The organism is Cellvibrio japonicus Ueda107, assembly GCF_000019225.1.
Classification (GTDB): Bacteria; Pseudomonadota; Gammaproteobacteria; order Pseudomonadales; family Cellvibrionaceae; genus Cellvibrio; species Cellvibrio japonicus.
The window spans coordinates 1700236-1716715 of record NC_010995.1; the positions used below are offsets into that span (position 1 = coordinate 1700236).

Annotated in this window: 15 protein-coding genes; 12 read left to right on the forward strand and 3 right to left on the reverse strand. The window is 53.3% G+C overall.

Features of this window, described 5'->3' with window-relative positions; all coding sequences use genetic code 11:
• Window positions 1-2 precede the first annotated feature (2 nt).
• From sufB to sufT, 6 genes are all read left to right on the forward strand, one after another.
• Window positions 3-1439, forward strand: a complete 1437-nt coding sequence (gene sufB / locus CJA_RS07160; protein WP_012487097.1) for a Fe-S cluster assembly protein SufB — start codon at window positions 3-5, stop codon at window positions 1437-1439.
• A 66-nt stretch (window positions 1440-1505) separates the two neighbouring features.
• A complete protein-coding gene (gene sufC / locus CJA_RS07165; RefSeq protein WP_041551254.1) occupies window positions 1506-2255 on the forward strand; it encodes a Fe-S cluster assembly ATPase SufC in 750 nt (249 codons plus the stop codon).
• Window positions 2256-2258: 3 nt separating this feature from the next.
• Window positions 2259-3563 (forward strand): Fe-S cluster assembly protein SufD, encoded by a 1305-nt coding sequence (gene sufD / locus CJA_RS07170; RefSeq protein WP_012487099.1) that lies wholly within the window; start codon window positions 2259-2261, stop codon window positions 3561-3563.
• The gene (locus tag CJA_RS07175) at window positions 3560-4825 is read left to right on the forward strand and encodes a cysteine desulfurase (RefSeq protein ID WP_012487100.1); all 1266 of its coding nucleotides are present in this window, start codon (window positions 3560-3562) and stop codon (window positions 4823-4825) included. Before sufD ends, CJA_RS07175 begins: the two co-directional genes overlap by 4 nt.
• Window positions 4826-4839: 14 nt before the next feature.
• Window positions 4840-5211, forward strand: coding sequence for a HesB/IscA family protein (locus CJA_RS07180; RefSeq protein WP_012487101.1), 372 nt, complete (start codon window positions 4840-4842; stop codon window positions 5209-5211).
• Between the two features lie 72 nt (window positions 5212-5283).
• Window positions 5284-5805: a putative Fe-S cluster assembly protein SufT gene (gene sufT / locus CJA_RS07185; protein WP_012487102.1), complete on the forward strand. Its 522-nt coding sequence runs from the start codon at window positions 5284-5286 to the stop codon at window positions 5803-5805.
• A 45-nt stretch (window positions 5806-5850) separates the two neighbouring features.
• Here the strand turns inward: sufT and CJA_RS07190 are convergent, their stop codons facing one another.
• From CJA_RS07190 to CJA_RS07200, 3 genes are all read right to left on the reverse strand, one after another.
• Window positions 5851-6480, reverse strand: a complete 630-nt coding sequence (locus CJA_RS07190; protein ID WP_012487103.1) for a TetR/AcrR family transcriptional regulator — start codon at window positions 6478-6480, stop codon at window positions 5851-5853.
• 112 nt (window positions 6481-6592) lie between these two features.
• Window positions 6593-9739, reverse strand: a complete 3147-nt coding sequence (locus tag CJA_RS07195; RefSeq protein WP_012487104.1) for an efflux RND transporter permease subunit — start codon at window positions 9737-9739, stop codon at window positions 6593-6595.
• A 3-nt stretch (window positions 9740-9742) separates the two neighbouring features.
• Window positions 9743-10909, reverse strand: a complete 1167-nt coding sequence (locus CJA_RS07200) for an efflux RND transporter periplasmic adaptor subunit (protein WP_012487105.1) — start codon at window positions 10907-10909, stop codon at window positions 9743-9745.
• A 220-nt stretch (window positions 10910-11129) separates the two neighbouring features.
• On the opposite strand from CJA_RS07200, the gene CJA_RS07205 reads away from it, so the two are divergent.
• From CJA_RS07205 to ispG, 6 genes are all read left to right on the forward strand, one after another.
• Window positions 11130-11564 carry a SufE family protein gene (locus CJA_RS07205; RefSeq protein WP_012487106.1) on the forward strand — a complete coding sequence of 145 codons (435 nt, stop codon included), beginning with the start codon at window positions 11130-11132 and terminating at the stop codon, window positions 11562-11564.
• A 213-nt stretch (window positions 11565-11777) separates the two neighbouring features.
• On the forward strand, window positions 11778-12203 hold the full coding sequence (ndk, locus tag CJA_RS07210) for a nucleoside-diphosphate kinase (RefSeq protein WP_012487107.1): 426 nt from the start codon (window positions 11778-11780) through the stop codon (window positions 12201-12203).
• Window positions 12204-12241: 38 nt separating this feature from the next.
• Window positions 12242-13450 carry a dual-specificity RNA methyltransferase RlmN gene (gene rlmN / locus CJA_RS07215; RefSeq protein WP_012487108.1) on the forward strand — a complete coding sequence of 403 codons (1209 nt, stop codon included), beginning with the start codon at window positions 12242-12244 and terminating at the stop codon, window positions 13448-13450.
• 27 nt (window positions 13451-13477) lie between these two features.
• Window positions 13478-14263, forward strand: coding sequence for a type IV pilus biogenesis/stability protein PilW (pilW, locus tag CJA_RS07220; RefSeq protein WP_012487109.1), 786 nt, complete (start codon window positions 13478-13480; stop codon window positions 14261-14263).
• Between the two features lie 55 nt (window positions 14264-14318).
• Window positions 14319-15263, forward strand: a complete 945-nt coding sequence (locus tag CJA_RS07225) for a RodZ domain-containing protein (RefSeq protein WP_012487110.1) — start codon at window positions 14319-14321, stop codon at window positions 15261-15263.
• A gap of 71 nt (window positions 15264-15334) precedes the next feature.
• Window positions 15335-16459, forward strand: coding sequence for a flavodoxin-dependent (E)-4-hydroxy-3-methylbut-2-enyl-diphosphate synthase (gene ispG / locus CJA_RS07230; RefSeq protein ID WP_012487111.1), 1125 nt, complete (start codon window positions 15335-15337; stop codon window positions 16457-16459).
• Window positions 16460-16480: the final 21 nt, after the last annotated feature.

Below are 16480 nucleotides of genomic sequence, written 5' to 3' on the forward strand. Positions count from 1 at the left end.
AAATGTCTGAAGAAGTCGAACGCCTGATTAAAAAAGAGTACGCCGCGGGTTTTACTACCCAAATCGACTCTGAAACTTTGTCGCCTGGTCTTAATGAAGAGGTGATTCGTTTTATTTCGGCCAAGAAAAATGAGCCGCAATGGTTGCTCGATTGGCGCCTCAAAGCCTTCAACGCCTGGCGTGAGATGGAGGAACCCGAGTGGGCCCATGTGAAATACGATGATATCGATTTCCAGGCACTGTCTTACTATTCCGCACCGAAAAGCATGGCGAACCGTCCCAAAAGTTTGGATGAGGTAGATCCCAAGCTGTTGGAAACTTACGAAAAGCTGGGAATCCCCTTGCACGAGCAGGCTGCTCTGGCGGGTGTGGCCATGGATGTGGTGTTTGATTCGGTATCGGTGGTGACCACGTTTCGTGAAAAACTGGCGGAAGCCGGTGTCATTTTCTGCTCTATCAGCGAGGCGGTGGAAAAATACCCCGAGCTGGTAAAACAGTACCTGGGTTCAGTTGTGCCACAAAAAGACAACTACTATGCCGCGCTCAACTCGGCGGTATTTTCCGATGGCTCCTTTGTGTACATTCCCAAAGGCGTGCGCTGCCCCATGGAGCTCTCTACCTATTTCCGTATTAACGAGCAAAACACCGGTCAGTTCGAGCGCACCCTGATTGTGGCGGATGAAGGTTCCTATGTGAGTTACCTGGAGGGTTGCACCGCACCCCAGCGCGATGAAAACCAGTTGCATGCCGCCGTGGTGGAGCTGGTGGCACTTGATAATGCTGAAATTAAATATTCCACAGTGCAGAACTGGTATCCCGGTGATGAGCAAGGCAAGGGCGGTATTTACAATTTTGTGACCAAACGTGGTGTTTGTTTTACCCATGCCAAAATTTCCTGGACCCAGGTGGAAACCGGTTCCTCGGTCACCTGGAAATACCCCAGTTGTATTTTGCGCGGTGATAACAGTGTGGGTGAGTTTTACTCGGTGGCGCTGACCAATAATTACCAGCAGGCCGATACCGGTACCAAGATGATCCATATCGGTAAAAACACACGTTCTACCATTATTTCCAAGGGGATCTCTGCCGGTCGCTCCTCTAATGCCTATCGCGGTTTAGTGCGTATGAACCCGGGCGCAGAGGGGGCGCGTAATTACACCCAGTGCGATTCGCTGTTAATTGGCGACAAATGCGGTGCCCATACCTTTCCCTATATCGAGAGCAAAAATCCTACGGCGGTTATTGAGCACGAAGCCACCACATCCAAGGTGAGTGAAGATCAATTGTTCTTGTGCCAGCAGCGCGGTCTGGATGCAGAAAAAGCCGTCTCGATGATTGTAAACGGGTTCTGCCGCGAAGTATTTAAAGAGCTGCCGATGGAATTTGCAGTTGAGGCCGGCAAGTTGCTGGAAGTGAGCCTTGAGGGCTCGGTGGGTTAAGGACGGATATCGTCCTTGAACAACAATACAGAATGACCTTGTTAGCTTTTTTTGGATTTGAATTTTATGTTGCGTATTACTGATCTGCACGCGAGAGTGGAAGAGAAAGACATATTGAAAGGCTTGAACCTTACCGTTAATCCCGGCGAGGTGCACGCTATCATGGGCCCCAATGGTGCCGGTAAAAGTACCCTGGGCAATGTGCTCTCTGGTCGTGAAGGTTATGAAGTGACTGGTGGCAGTGTGGAATTTAAGGGCAGGGATTTGTTTGCGCTGGACATTGAAGAGCGCGCCCGTGAAGGATTGTTCCTCGCATTCCAATACCCGGTGGAAATTCCCGGCGTGAGTAATATGGAATTTTTAAAAGCAGCGGTGGATGCCAAGCGCAAGCATCGCGGTGAGCCGGAATTATCGGCGGTAGAATTTATGAAACTGGCGCGCGACGCCAGTAAAAAAGTCAGCCTTGACCAGGCGTTCCTCAAGCGAGGGGTGAATGAGGGCTTCTCCGGTGGTGAGAAAAAACGCAATGAAATCCTGCAGATGATGTTGCTGGAGCCAGGTCTGTGCATTCTCGACGAAACGGATTCCGGTCTGGATATTGATGCACTGCAAGTGGTTGCCAATGGTGTTAATGCCATGCGCTCACCGGAGCGCAGTTTTATTGTGGTGACCCACTACCAGCGCCTGCTTGATTACATTGTGCCGGATTATGTCCACGTGCTGGCTAACGGCAAAATCGTGAAGACCGGCGGTAAGGAACTGGCACTGGAACTGGAAGAAAAAGGCTACTCCTGGCTTGAACAAGTGGCGGTGTAATTAATGAGTGATTTTCAGCAACAAGCACTGAGACTGGCTGCCCGGCAACAGGTTTTACCCTGGCTGCAGGAGCTGCGGGTACAGGCCGCCGATGCCTGGTTGGCGCAGCCCTGGCCAACGCGTAAAACCGAGCACTGGAAATACACACCGCTGCAAAGCCTGCAAAAAGATACTCCCCAATCCTGGGGGCAGGGTGAAACCCTGGAGGCTGCCAGCCTGGACCTGATCCCACTGGATGCGACGCGCCTGGTATTTGTGAATGGTGTGTTTAATAGCGAACTCTCCTCTTCACTCCCTGCTGGGGTTGTGCGTTTTAGTCAAGCCAACAGCGAACAGCAAGCACTGGTCCGGCAGTATCTGGGACGTGTGGTCGAGGGGGAGCGTCACCTCTTCGCCACCTTGAATAATGCCTGGGTGAACGAAGGTGTGCTGGTGCATGTACCGCGCAATATACAATGGGAAAAACCTGTGTATCTGGTGCACGTCAGCAGTGCGCAGGATGCACCGACATCGGCTAACTCACGGGTGTTGGTTGTGCTGGAGTCTGGCGCGAGTGCAACCCTGGTAGAACAATATATCTCTACTGATGAAATACAAAATAGTTTTGTCAATGCGCTGAGTGAATTGGTGCTGGGCGATAATGCCAGCCTGCATCATTATCGCCTGAACCTGGAGCAGGAAAACGCCCTGCACATCGGTGCGGTGCATGCCAACCTGCAGCGCAGTGCGCGCTTGCGTGCGTTTACCCTGGCACTTGGCAGTCGCTTGCAGCGTATTGATTACCAACTCAATCATCGCGCTCCGGGCGCTGAGCTGGATTTGCAGGGTTTGTATTTGCCGCGTCACCAACAGTTGGTGGATTACCACACGACTATCAACCATTGGGTACCCAACTGTACCTCGAATGAAATCTTTCGGGGTATTGTGGGAGATTCAGCCCAGGCTGTGTTCAATGGTCGCATCTACATCCATCAGGATGCACAAAAAACCCTGGCGGAGCTGAGTAACAAAAACCTGCTCACGTCTAACAAGGCTGAGGTCAATACCAAGCCGGAACTGGAAATTTATGCAGACGATGTGAAGTGTGCCCATGGCGCTACTGTGTCGCAGCTAAATGCCCAGGCACGCTATTACTTGCAGAGCCGCGGGGTGTCGCGGCAGGAAGCCGAGGTTATGTTGAGCTTCGGGTTTGTCAATGAATTATTGGAGCAGATCGCAGAGCCAATGATCCATGATTATTTGCTGCCGCGCCTGGCCGCACGTTTCGGTCGCGATCAATCCCTGTTAGCAATGGCGAATGCATCATGACAGCACAATTGGAGGTTGGTACTCGTCCTGTGTGTGGTGTGGAGCTTTTCGATGTGGAAAAGGTTCGCGCCGATTTTCCCATCCTGCACCAGCAGGTTAATGGTCAGCCACTGGTTTATCTGGACAATGCTGCGACTACGCAAAAGCCCAATGCGGTTATTGATGCAATCAGCAACTATTACCGTGAAGATAATTCCAATGTACACCGCGGCGCCCATGCCCTGGCTGATCGCGCGACGGTGAAGTTTGAAGCGGCGCGCGAAAAAGTTGCACAGTTTATTAATGCAGCCTCACCGCAACAGGTGATCTGGACACGTGGCACTACCGAGAGCATTAACCTGGTCGCTGCCAGTTGGGGGCGTCTGAGTTTGCAGCCTGGCGATCGCATTTTGGTTTCTGCCATGGAGCATCACTCCAATATCGTGCCCTGGCAACTGGTTGCCCAGGCAACCGGGGCTGTAGTGGAGCCTATACCTGTTGATGGCAACGGCAATATCAACATGATTGCCTTTGACACCATGCTTAATGCGCGCGTGAAAATGGTGGCTGTAGGACATGTATCCAATGCCATGGGGACTATCAACCCGGTGGAGAGGATTATTGCCTTGGCCCATGCCGTCGGTGCCCGGGTGTTGGTTGATGGCGCCCAGGCGGTGAGTCATTGGCCGGTCAACATGCAGGCGCTTAATTGCGATTTCTATGTGTTTTCGGCCCATAAATTATTTGGCCCAACGGGTTTGGGTGTGCTCTACGGCAAGCGCGATTTGCTGGAGGCCATGCCACCCTACCAGGGCGGTGGTGAGATGATTGAAAGTGTAAGCTTCAGCGGCACTACCTATAACCAATTGCCCTATAAGTTTGAGGCGGGGACACCGGATATTGCCGGTGCTATTGGTATGGGGGCAGCTATCGATTATCTCAACAGTATTGATCGCAAAGCAGCGGCAGCCCATGAACAGGCTCTGCTGGCCTATGCCGAGGAAAAAGCGCGTGCAACTCCGGGTATTCAGTTGGTGGGAACTGCAACGCACAAGGCCTCGGTGATGAGTTTTCTGATTGAGGGTGCACATCCGGCCGATGTCGGTGTCTTACTGGATAAGCAGGGGGTTGCGGTGCGCACGGGTAATCACTGTGCCCAGCCGATCATGGATCAATTCGGGATTCCCGGAACAGTCCGCGCCAGTTTTAGTTTCTACAACACCTTTGCTGAGGTGGATCGCCTGTTTGCGGCGATTGAAAAAGCAAAAACTTTTTTGCTCTAGCGCTGAGGTGGAATATGAGTATTCAATCCTTTGATCCCCAACAACAAAGCCTGCAGCAGGCGGTGCTGGTAACGCCGGCAGCGGCGGCGCACTTTAAGCGTCAATTGGAAAAAAGCCAGGGGGCGAGTGCTGTCCGCCTGAGCGTGAAGCAAAGTGGCTGCACAGGTTGGAAATATGTGGTCGATCTGGTTAAGCAGGCGAAGGAAGATGATTTGCACCTGCCGCTGGAAACCGGGGTAGAACTGCTGGTCGCCCAGGACGCCTTGCCCGTGGTGTCGGGTACGGAAATCGATTTTGTGATTGAAGGCGTAAACCAGCAGCTCAAATTCAATAACCCGCGAGTCAAAGACTACTGTGGCTGCGGTGAAAGTTTTAGCGTCAATTAATGCGCTAATACTGTCCCAACCGATACCCGGAGAATTGAACCCAGCATGTCAATCAGTGTGACAGAAAGACGCATGGTAGTGGCCCAGGCAGACTGCCCGGCCAGGCGTGTACCTGACGGCACTCCCGTCACCATTCCTGAAGGCAGTTTTGTCACTATCACCCAGGCCTTGGGTGGTAATTACACCGTGACCCATCAAGGGCAGATGCTGCGTGTTGATGGCACCGATGCCCATCTATTGGGCCTGGAAGCTGAGGTCATTGAATTTCCTCCTGCTGTGGACTCCCTTATTAAAGAAGAACAAGTGTGGCAGGCATTGGGTACTGTCTTCGATCCGGAAATTCCCGTCGATCTGGTGAACCTGGGGTTGATTTACGGTGTGGATATAGACCAGGTCAACAGCCGGGTTTCGATCAGGATGACACTGACTGCGCCTGCCTGCGGCATGGGGCCGGTATTGGTTGGCGATGTGGAATACCGTGTGCGCAAGGTTCCCAATGTTAAGCGCGTAGACGTGGAGCTGGTATTCGATCCACCCTGGCAGCGTCACATGATGAGCGAGGAGGCGCAGCTGCAAACGGGAATGTTTTATTGATAGGGTTAACTGGCCCTAATGAGTTGTCGCTGCAAAGCTGACAGCCTAAAAAAGTGAGTTGCCTAAAAACAGTTGTCTCAAGGTGGGGCGCATCACCGCCAGGAGTGTAGCGCGCGCAAGGGCAGGGTGTAGCACCGAGCGCCCGAGCAACCCGCCGAAAAACGCAAAGATCACCTCAATAGCCCCATCCAGGTTTTTTTCAATATCGACGCCCTGTTGTTGGCGCAGGTTAGTGAGTAACTGCCGCATACGTGCGCGGGCCACCTGATCTGACTCTTGCAGCAGCTGCGCAATTTTGGGGTTACGTGCTGCTTCCGCGAGCATTTCCAGTTGCAGCGCACTGTGCTCGGGAGTGTATTTACGCTCCACGCCTTCATCCGCCGCTTCAACCAGGGATTCCAGCAGGTTGCCACCCTGGGCTTCGATACGGTTGAACAGGTCGAACATTTCTTCGCGATCGCGCGCTATCAGCGCTTCAATAATGCTCTCTTTACTATCGAAATAGTTGTAGATATGGCCCGGACTCATACCGGCGGCTTTGGAGATATCAGCCATGCTGGCGCCGTGGTAACCGCGCAGCATAAAACAACTGGCTGCCGCATTGAGTATCTGGGTGCGGCGCGCTTCGGCCAGTTGGGGATCATTGTGTTTTTTCAGTTTGGTGACTTGTTGCATCTGGGGTGCCTGAGGATATGGAGAACGGCCCTGTGTGATGATTTAGGTGTCGCACATTCTAGGGGGTTGGCCGCTGTATCACCACTGGGTGAAGACAGCGGCCTTACCTGGATTAATGGGTGTCGTGCTCGTCTGTTGCCTCAATGTCTTTCTTCACCGGAAACAGGCGGCGAATCAATACAAAGAAGAGTGGAACGAACAGGATTGCCAGGCCAGCGGATGTCAGCATGCCGCCCACAACACCTATACCCAGGGCATTTTGTGCACCTGAGCCGGCACCGGTTGCCAGTGCCAGGGGCAGTACGCCGCACACAAATGCCATCGAGGTCATGATGATCGGACGCAGCCTGAGACGTACTGCTTCTATAGAGGCGGCAACCAGATCCATACCTTGCTCCATTCGCCCTTTGGCAAATTCCACGATCAAAATGGCGTTTTTAGAGGCCAATCCCATGGTCGTTAACAGGCCAACCTGGAAGTAAATGTCATTGGGCAGTTTTACCAGGGTTGCAGCGATAACTGCTCCCAAAACCCCCAGGGGAACTACCAGCATAACGGCAGCAGGTACGAACCAGCTCTCGTACAAGGCTGCCAGGCAGAGGAACACGACCAGCAGCGAGAGTGCATAGAGCAGGGGGGCCTGGTCACCGGTCATCCGCTCCTGGTAGGACATACCGGTCCACTCAAAACCAATACCGGGCGGTAATTTGGCAATAAGCTCTTCCATCGCGAGCATGGCATCACCGGTGCTGTAACCGGGTGCTGCCGCGCCCTGGATTTCCATAGAGGCAAGGCCGTTATAACGCTCCAGGCGCGGGGAGCCATAACCCCAATGGGAGCTGGCAAAGGCGGAGAAAGGCACCATGTCGCCCTGGCTATTGCGCACATACCACTGGTTTAAATCTTCCGGGTTCATCCTTGAGCTGGCATCGCCTTGCACAAAGACACGTTTGACACGGCCCTTATCGATAAAGTCATTGACATAACTGCCGCCCCAGGCCGTTGCCAGGGTGCTATTGATGTCGGCTTGCGACACACCCAGGGCACCGGCTTTGGCCAGGTCAATATCCAGCTGCAGCTCGGGTTTATCCTCCTGGCCGTTGGGACGGACACTACTCAGGACGGGATTTTGCGCAGCCATACCCAACAACTGGTTGCGGGCTGCCAGCAATTGGTCGTGGCCCAACCCGGCGCGGTCTTGCAGGTGCAGGTTAAAACCGTTAGCAGTGCCCAGCTCAATCACAGCGGGTGGGGCAAAGGCAAACACCATGGCATCGCGGATCTTGCTGAAACTGCCCATGGCCTTGCCGACCACGGCATTCAGTGCCAAATGAGACTCGGTGCGTTCATCCCAGGGGCGCAGGTTGACGAAGCCGATGGCTGCGTTCTGCCCGCGGCCGGCAAAGCTGAAGCCTGTCACAGTAAAGATCGACTTGACTGCGTCGCCCTGTTCTTCCAGGAAGTGCTTTTCCACTTGCTCTACGACCTGCAGGGTGCGTTCGGTGGTGGCACCGGCCGGCAGTAAAATCTGGTTGAATAGAATGCCCTGGTCTTCATCGGGCAAAAAGGCGGTGGGCAGTCGACTGAACAGGAAGCCCAGGCCCAGCAGGATCAATCCGTAGATCACCAAATAGCGTTTGCTTTGGCCAATCATGCGTCCCACAAAACTGCGTGTACCCTTATTAACCCGCTCGAAATTGCGGTTAAAACCGGCAAAAAAGCGGCCAATCAGGCTCTTGGGGGCATCGTGGTTGTGATCACCGGCCTTGAGCAGGGTGGCGCAGAGGGCGGGAGTTAGCGACAGTGCAACCAATACCGATAGCGCCATGGCCGAGACCAGGGTGATGGAGAATTGGCGATAGATCACACCGGTAGAGCCGCCGAAGAAGGCCATGGGCACAAATACGGCAGACAACACCAGCGCAATACCGATCAGCGCACCGGTAATTTCGCGCATGGATTTGCGGGTGGCTTCTTTGGGGGAGAGTTTCTCCTCGGTCATTACCCGCTCGACGTTTTCCACTACCACAATCGCATCGTCCACCAGCAGGCCGATCGCCAATACCATGGCAAACATGGTGAGTGTGTTGATGGAGTAGCCGAAGGCAGCCAAGACCCCGAAGGTTCCCAGCAGTACGACGGGTACCGCAATCGTGGGGATCAGTGTGGCGCGAAAATTTTGCAGGAAGAGATACATCACCAGGAATACCAGGACTACCGCTTCGATGAGGGTTTCCACCACTTTCTGGATGGAGATTTTCACGAAGGGGGTGGTGTCATAAGGCACTACAGCCTGTAAGCCTTCGGGGAAAAAGGGCTGGAGTTCAGCGATCTTGGCTTTTACACCTTCAGCAGTATCCAGGGCGTTGGCGCCTGCTGCCAGCTTGACACCCAGGCCAGCGGCGGGCTTGCCATTAAAGCGGGCAACGACATCGTAGGTATCGCCACCCAATTCGATTTTGGCGACATCGCCCAGGCGAACATTGGAGCCGTCAGGGTTGGTGCGCAGGATGATATGGCGGAACTGCTCGACCGTTTGCAGGCGGCTTTGCGCCGTGACGGTCGCGTTTAATTGCTGGCCTTCAATGGCGGGCATCCCGCCCAATTGTCCCGCCGATACCTGGGCATTCTGGGCGGTAATGGCATTGCTGATATCGGCTGGCGTCAATTTGTAATTCTGCAGGCGTGCGGGGTCGAGCCAGATGCGCATGGCATACTGGGTGCCGAAGAGTTGCACTTCACCCACACCATCCACCCGGGAAATGATGTCTTGCACGTTGGCAGCAACATAGTCGCCAATATCGATATTGCTCATACTGCCATCAGCAGAAACAAATCCCAGCACCATCAGGAAGTTACGTGCAGATTTGGCGACAGTCACCCCCTGGCGCTGCACCTCTTGGGGCAACAGGGGTGTGGCCAATGCCAGCTTGTTTTGCACCTGGACCTGGGCGATATCCGGGTTGGTATCGGCAGTAAAGGTCAACATCAGGGTGACTGTACCGCTGGATTCACTGGTGGATGACATATACATCAGGCCATCCAGGCCTTTCATCTTCTGCTCGATAACCTGGGTCACAGAATCTTCCAGGGTGCGTGCAGAGGCGCCGGGGTAGGTAGCTGAAATACTGATTGCCGGTGGTGCGATCGATGGATACTGTGCAATGGGCAGGGCGCTAATGGAAAGAACCCCCGCCAGCATGATAACCAGGGCAATCACCCAGGCAAAAATCGGGCGATCAATAAAAAAACGGGCCATGGCTTATTGGCCTCCCTGGACTGCTTCGCTATTAAAGGCAACCGCCTTGACCTGGGCGCCGGGGCGGACTTTTTGTAAGCCTTCCACAATCAGCTTGTCGCCGGCCTGCAAGCCTTCCTCTACTAACCAGTCGCTACCCAGGGTGCGTTCAGCTTTCAGGATTCGCGCTTCAACCACCCCTTCTGCATTGACAACCAGTGCGGTAGCTTCGCCTTTGGCATTGCGGCTGATGCCGCGCTGGGGCGCGAGTATGGCATTGCTGCGTACACCCTCTACCACCTGGGCGCGCACATACATACCGGGCAGGAGCAGTTGTTCCGGGTTGGGGAAGAGCGCGCGCAGGGTTACCGACCCCGTGCTTGGATCAACCGTCACCTCGGAGAATTGCAATGTACCTGTATGGGTATATTGGCTGCCGTCTTCCAGGGTCAGGGTAACGCGCGTTTGCAGGGCTTGATCCTGGATAACCTGGCCATTGGCCAATGCCTGTTTCAATTTAAGCAGTTCAGCGCTGGACTGAGTGAGGTCAACATAGATGGGGTCTAGCTGTGAAATAGTCGCCAGGGCAGTGGTTTGGTTGGCCGTCACCAGGGCACCGGCAGTGATACTGGATTTGCTGATTTGCCCGGAAATGGGCGCAGCTACCCGGGTATAGTCCAGATTAATGCGGGCTGTCTGCAATTGGGCTTTGGCTGCCAGGACATCGGCTTCTGCCTGTTTGAAACTGGCCTGGGCTTCATCGTAGTCCTGTTGGCTAACCATTTTGCTTTTCAGCAGTTCAGCGTAGCGTGTTGCCTTGGCTTTACTGCTCGCCAGGTTGGCCTCCGCCCTGGCAAGGCTCGCGCGTGCGCTGGCAAGTGTGGCCTCAAAGGTTGCCGGGTCAATTTGGTAGAGGGCTTGACCGGCTTTAACGTTGGCGCCTTCGGTAAATTCCCGCTTTAGCACTATGCCGCTGACCTGGGGGCGGATCTCGGCCGTCTGGTAGGCGCTGGTACGGCCAGGTAACTCGCGGATAAGACTGGTGTCCTGCGCTGCCAGGCTCACTATCCCGACTTCCGGTAGGCTGGCAGCAGGTGCAGTACCTGCCTGGTCCTGACTGCAAGCGGCCAGCGTCAAGGCGCCAGCGAGAACCATACAACTAAATAGCAGGTTGGGGGACTGTGTCCGCATATAAGAATCTCCTGATAGACTGAATGTTCATTCTATTTTTATTGGGGGCTCACCCACAATTGACGCTTGTCATGGCGGGGCTCTGCTTTCTGCAAATTTGCGTTAAGCCAAACCGGAGAAGAACCTGGAAGCGGGTGGCCAGCAGCGAGCCGACACAATACAATGCCGCCCGCTCGATCCATTTCCGGGGCAATGCCCCTAAACATCAGGAAGTCTGGTCATGACCCAATTCGGCATAGAAGTAAGCGCTGAGGATATTGTCGATACCCTCAGTTTTTTCGATAGCTGGGAGGATCGCTACAAGTACCTGATTGATTTGGGCAAAGAGCTGCCGGCCATGGCTCCGGCGCTGTGTACCGAGGACTCCCTGGTGCGCGGGTGCCAGAGCAAAGTATGGTTGGTGGAGGAGATCCGCACCGGCCGGCTCTATTTCCAGGCCGATAGTGATGCCTATATCGTCAAAGGGTTATTGTGTGTGGTATTGGCTGCCTATAACGGCCGCACACCGGAAGAAATACTGGCCTTCGATATCGATACCTATTTTGCCCGTCTGGACCTGCTCCAGCATTTAAGCTCCACCCGTGGCAATGGCCTTAAATCCATGGTCAAGCGAATCCAGGAAAAGGCGGCCCTGGCCCATTCAGCTGGTCATTAATTCCCCGTATTTTTACTTAAGAATCAAGCCTTAACTGGCATCATGCAAAATGCGCATAATGCGCAGCTTGCATATAAAAATGGCGCAAACCCGCGTATAATCCGCGGGTTTTGTATTTGGGGGACCCGAAAACCCCGTGAGCGTGGGTCAAAACCGGGTCCTGCAGTCGTCAATCAAGCGAGACATGCGTGAATTAACCGGTACGGAGCTGCCATGGCTGTTGAACAAACCTTTTCCATCATCAAACCCGATGCGGTCAAAAACAATCACATCGGCGCGATTGTTGCCCGCTTTGAGAAAGCAGGTCTTAAAGTGATTGCGCAGCGCATGCTGCAATTGACCCCTGCCCAGGCCGAAGGCTTTTATGCCGAGCACAAGGGCCGCTCCTTCTATGATGAACTGGTTGCATTCATGACCTCCGGCCCAGTCGTGGTCCAGGTGCTTTACGGTGAAAACGCCATAGCACTCAATCGCGAATTAATGGGGGCTACCGACCCAACCAAGGCTGCACCCGGCACCATTCGTGCGGACTTCTCCATGAGCATGCCTGCCAATGCAGTCCATGGCTCGGATTCACCGATCTCTGCCGCTCGTGAAATCGCTTATTTTTTCCCAACCCATGAAGTGGTTGTGCGCTAGGCCCGACCAGGTTAATCCAACCAGCAGGTAGTTTTTTAATGATTGAGTCGTTAACCCCAACAACCGAAAGCCTGGACCGGGTGGCTGGCCAGCCCGGGCAAGCGAGCCCGGCGGCTGCAGAAGGCTCCGGCAAGGTTAACCTGCTGGGGATGCCAGAGGCCAAGCTCATTGCATTTTTTGAGTCGATTGGTGAAAAGAAATTTCGTGCAATCCAGGTCATGAAGTGGATTCACCAGTTGGGGGCCGACAACTTTGATGATATGAGTAATGTCAGCAAGGCCCTGCGCGCCAAACTCAAGGACTGTGCTGAAATCTATGCCCCGGAAGTGGTTCGCCAACTGGATTCTGCCGATGGTACCCGCAAATTCCTGATTCGTGTGGCGGGTGGCAATGTGGTGGAAACGGTATTTATCCCCGATGGCGATCGCGGCACCCTGTGTGTTTCCTCCCAGGTGGGTTGCTCGCTGGACTGTAGCTTTTGTGCGACGGGCAAACAGGGTTTTAACCGCGACCTGACGGCGGCAGAAATCATTGGCCAGGTATGGATCGCTGCCAAATCCTTTGGCCAGCTACAGGCGAATGGCCCCCGCACCGTGACCAATGTCGTGATGATGGGCATGGGTGAGCCACTGCTCAATTTTGATAATGTTGTCGATGCCATGAACCTGATGATGCACGATAACGCCTATGGCATTTCCAAGCGTCGCGTTACCCTGAGTACATCCGGTGTGGTGCCGCAACTGGATCGTCTCAGCCAATATACCGATGCCTGCCTGGCCATTTCCCTGCATGCTCCTAACGATGAGCTGCGCAATGAACTGGTGCCGATAAATCGCAAATATCCCATTGCGATGTTATTGGATTCGGCTAGGCGTTATATCCAGTCCATGCCTGATACCCATCGTAAAATCACCATCGAATACACCCTGATTGATCAGGTCAATGATCGTCCGCAGCATGCGCAGCAGCTGGCTGAACTTTTGCGCGACGTACCGGTCAAGATCAACCTGATTCCTTTCAACCCTTTCAACCTGTCCAATTACAAACGTGTCAGCAACAATGCACTGCGCAAATTCCAGGACATTTTGATGCAGGAAGGGTATATCACTACCGTGCGAACGACCCGGGGTGATGACATAGATGCCGCCTGTGGGCAATTGGCTGGCAGTGTCAATGATATTACCCGTCGCAGCGAGCGTTATCGTGCACGTTTTGATGAACAGGCAGTACGCATCATTGGGCAATAACAGATACCAAGGCCTATGGAGTAAACAATGACATTCATCAAGCTTTCTACAACAGTTGCAAAATATGTGTTGGCACTCTTGATGGTGTCTTCTTTACTGGCCTGTGTGTCCGAGACAGTCAGTACGACCAAACGCCAGGTGGACAAGCAAAAAGCCCTTGAGCTGCACGTCAAACTGGCCCAGGGCTATGTCAGTAAAGGCAATCGTGAATCAGCCCGCCTGCATTTGGGGAAAGCGTTTGATATCAACAAGCGCTCACCTGAGGCCACACTGGTTCTGGCGCAGTTATATGAATTGGAAGGGGAGCCGGCCCTGGCCGAGGAAACCTTCAAAAAAGCCATTCGATTGAAAAAGGATTTTACCGAAGCACACAACAGCTATGGTATCTCCCTGTTTAATGCCAAACGCTATGAAGAAGCACTGTCCCAATTTGAACGGGCAGCAGCAGACCTCGGCTATGACGGACGTGCCGAGGCCTTGGTTAACGTAGGTCGCACAGCGGTGCAATTGGGCAAAAAGCAGCGCGCACACGCTGCCTTTGAACATGCAACCGTGCTTAACCGCGATTTACCTCCCGCCTTTATTGAATTGGCAGATTTAAATTTCCAGGAGCAGAACTATGCTGAGGCCAAACAGAATCTGGATAGATTCATGGCTCTCACATCGGCGACTCCGCGCGCGTTATTGATAGGAATACGTTTGGAGCGCATCTTTGGTAACAAGGATAAAGAGGCCAGTTACCTCTTAATGTTGAAAAACAAATTCCCTTACTCCCGCGAATATCTGGAGTACAAGGATACCTTGGCCCACTGAAAGAATTGGCCACTGTGTAAGTGCGCAGTGGCCAGTGATGAAGACTGGATAACCCATGACAGCTGAGAACCAGAGCGAGGCAAATGTCTCTAAAAGCTCCCATGAGCTATCTCCCGGTACCATTCTGGCCGCCGCGCGTGAACGTGCGGGACTGACGCAACAGCAGGCGGCTGACGAACTCTATATGACCTTGGGTAAGGTGCGGGCACTGGAGGCCGATGACTACCAGCGCTTGCATTCGGATACGTTTATTCGCGGCTATCTGCGCGCCTATGCCAACCTGCTCAAAATAGATGTGGATCAGGTTATACAGGCTTATGATCGCCAGGCCCAACGCCTGGGATTGGTTGAGCAATATGTGCCGCGCAGTGTTGATAACAGCAACAAAAAGATTTGGCAGTTTGTCGGGCTCATCCTTGCTGCCCTGGTTGTTTTGTGGCTCATTTCGGTATGGTTTTTTGATAACAGAAAAGCGCCAGAGTATCCGCTTCCAGCGGCATTGGATATTGCTGAGGATATAGCCGTTTCATCCGGCCAGGTCAGTTCATTAGCCCAGATCCCCCTATCGGTTCAACCGGCTGCTGTAGACGTTGCATCCACGTCAAGTTTGTCAGGGATGGTGCCTGTTTCTGCTGGGGTTGCCAGCAGTGCCGCGTTGAGTGTTGCTTCCGCTACCAGTGTGTCTGAGTCAGTCAGTGTGTCCTCTGTGGCAGCGTTATCCCGGCGTACAGTAGTACAGGATCCCAATGCGCAGAATCTGGATGAGCTTTACATGGAATTTTCAGATGAGTGCTGGCTTGAAGTCAGTGATTCCCGTGGTGATGTCCTGGCTACCGAATTGGAGCGTCCGGGAAATCGTTTGTTGGTTAAAGGGCGTGCTCCATTTGATGTCAAACTGGGCAATGCCAAAGCGGTGACTATGACATTGAATGGACAATCGGTGACGATCATCCCATCGCCTCATACTAATGTGCTGACCATGAAAGTGGGTGCACAATAAAGTTGCAGGATTGGCACAAGATTGATTGAAATACTAACAACAGGCTAGTGCCCTGTTTCTGGGAAATCTTTATGCATTGCGAGTCTCCGATAGTGCGTCGCAAATCCCGCCAGATTATGGTGGGCAATGTGCCGGTTGGTGGTGGTGCACCTATTTCGGTACAAAGTATGACCAATACCGAAACGACGGATGTTGCGGCAACCGTTGAACAAATTCGCCGTATTCAGACGGCTGGCGCAGATATTGTGCGTGTATCTGTACCTACCATGGAAGCAGCGGAGGCATTTGGGTTAATTCGTAAACAGGTCAATATTCCCCTGGTGGCGGATATTCATTTTGACTACCGTATTGCCCTGCGGGTTGCTGACCTCGGGGTTGATTGTCTGCGTATCAATCCTGGCAATATCGGCCGTGAAAAACGTATTAAAGCGGTCGTCGATAAAGCGCGTGACCTGAATATTCCGATTCGTATTGGTGTAAATGCTGGTTCATTGGAAAAAGACCTGCAAAAAAAATACGGGGAGCCCACGCCCGATGCGTTGGTTGAGTCTGCCTTGCGCCATGTGGAGATTCTGGACGGGTTGAACTTCTACAACTTCAAGGTCAGTGTGAAGGCCTCGGATATTTTTATGGCGGTTGCTGCCTACCGCAAGCTGGCTGCCCTGATAGAGCAACCTTTGCATTTGGGGATCACCGAGGCTGGTGGCTTGCGTGCCGGCACGGTCAAATCGGCAATTGGCCTTGGCGCATTATTGATGGATGGTATTGGTGATACTATTCGCGTCTCTCTTGCCGCTGATCCGGTAGAAGAGATCAAGGTCGGTTGGGATATGTTGCGCAGCCTGAAGATTCGCAGCAAAGGCGTGAACTTTATTGCCTGCCCCAGTTGTTCGCGTCAGAACTTTGATGTGATCAAAACGATGAATGATCTTGAGCTGCGTGTTGAAGATATTACCGTACCCCTGGATGTTGCAGTAATCGGCTGTGTGGTGAATGGTCCGGGAGAAGCTAAAGAAGCTGACCTCGGCCTGGCAGGAGGTACTCCCAGTAATTTGATTTATATCGACGGTGAGCCAAGCCAGAAACTGACCAATGAAAACCTGGTCGATAATCTGGAGCGTCTCATCCGCGCCAAAGCAGCACAAAAGCAAGCGCAGCTGGAAGCCGATGCCAAAAATATTATCGCCCGGGCCTAGTATTTATTCGTAAGGATTTAG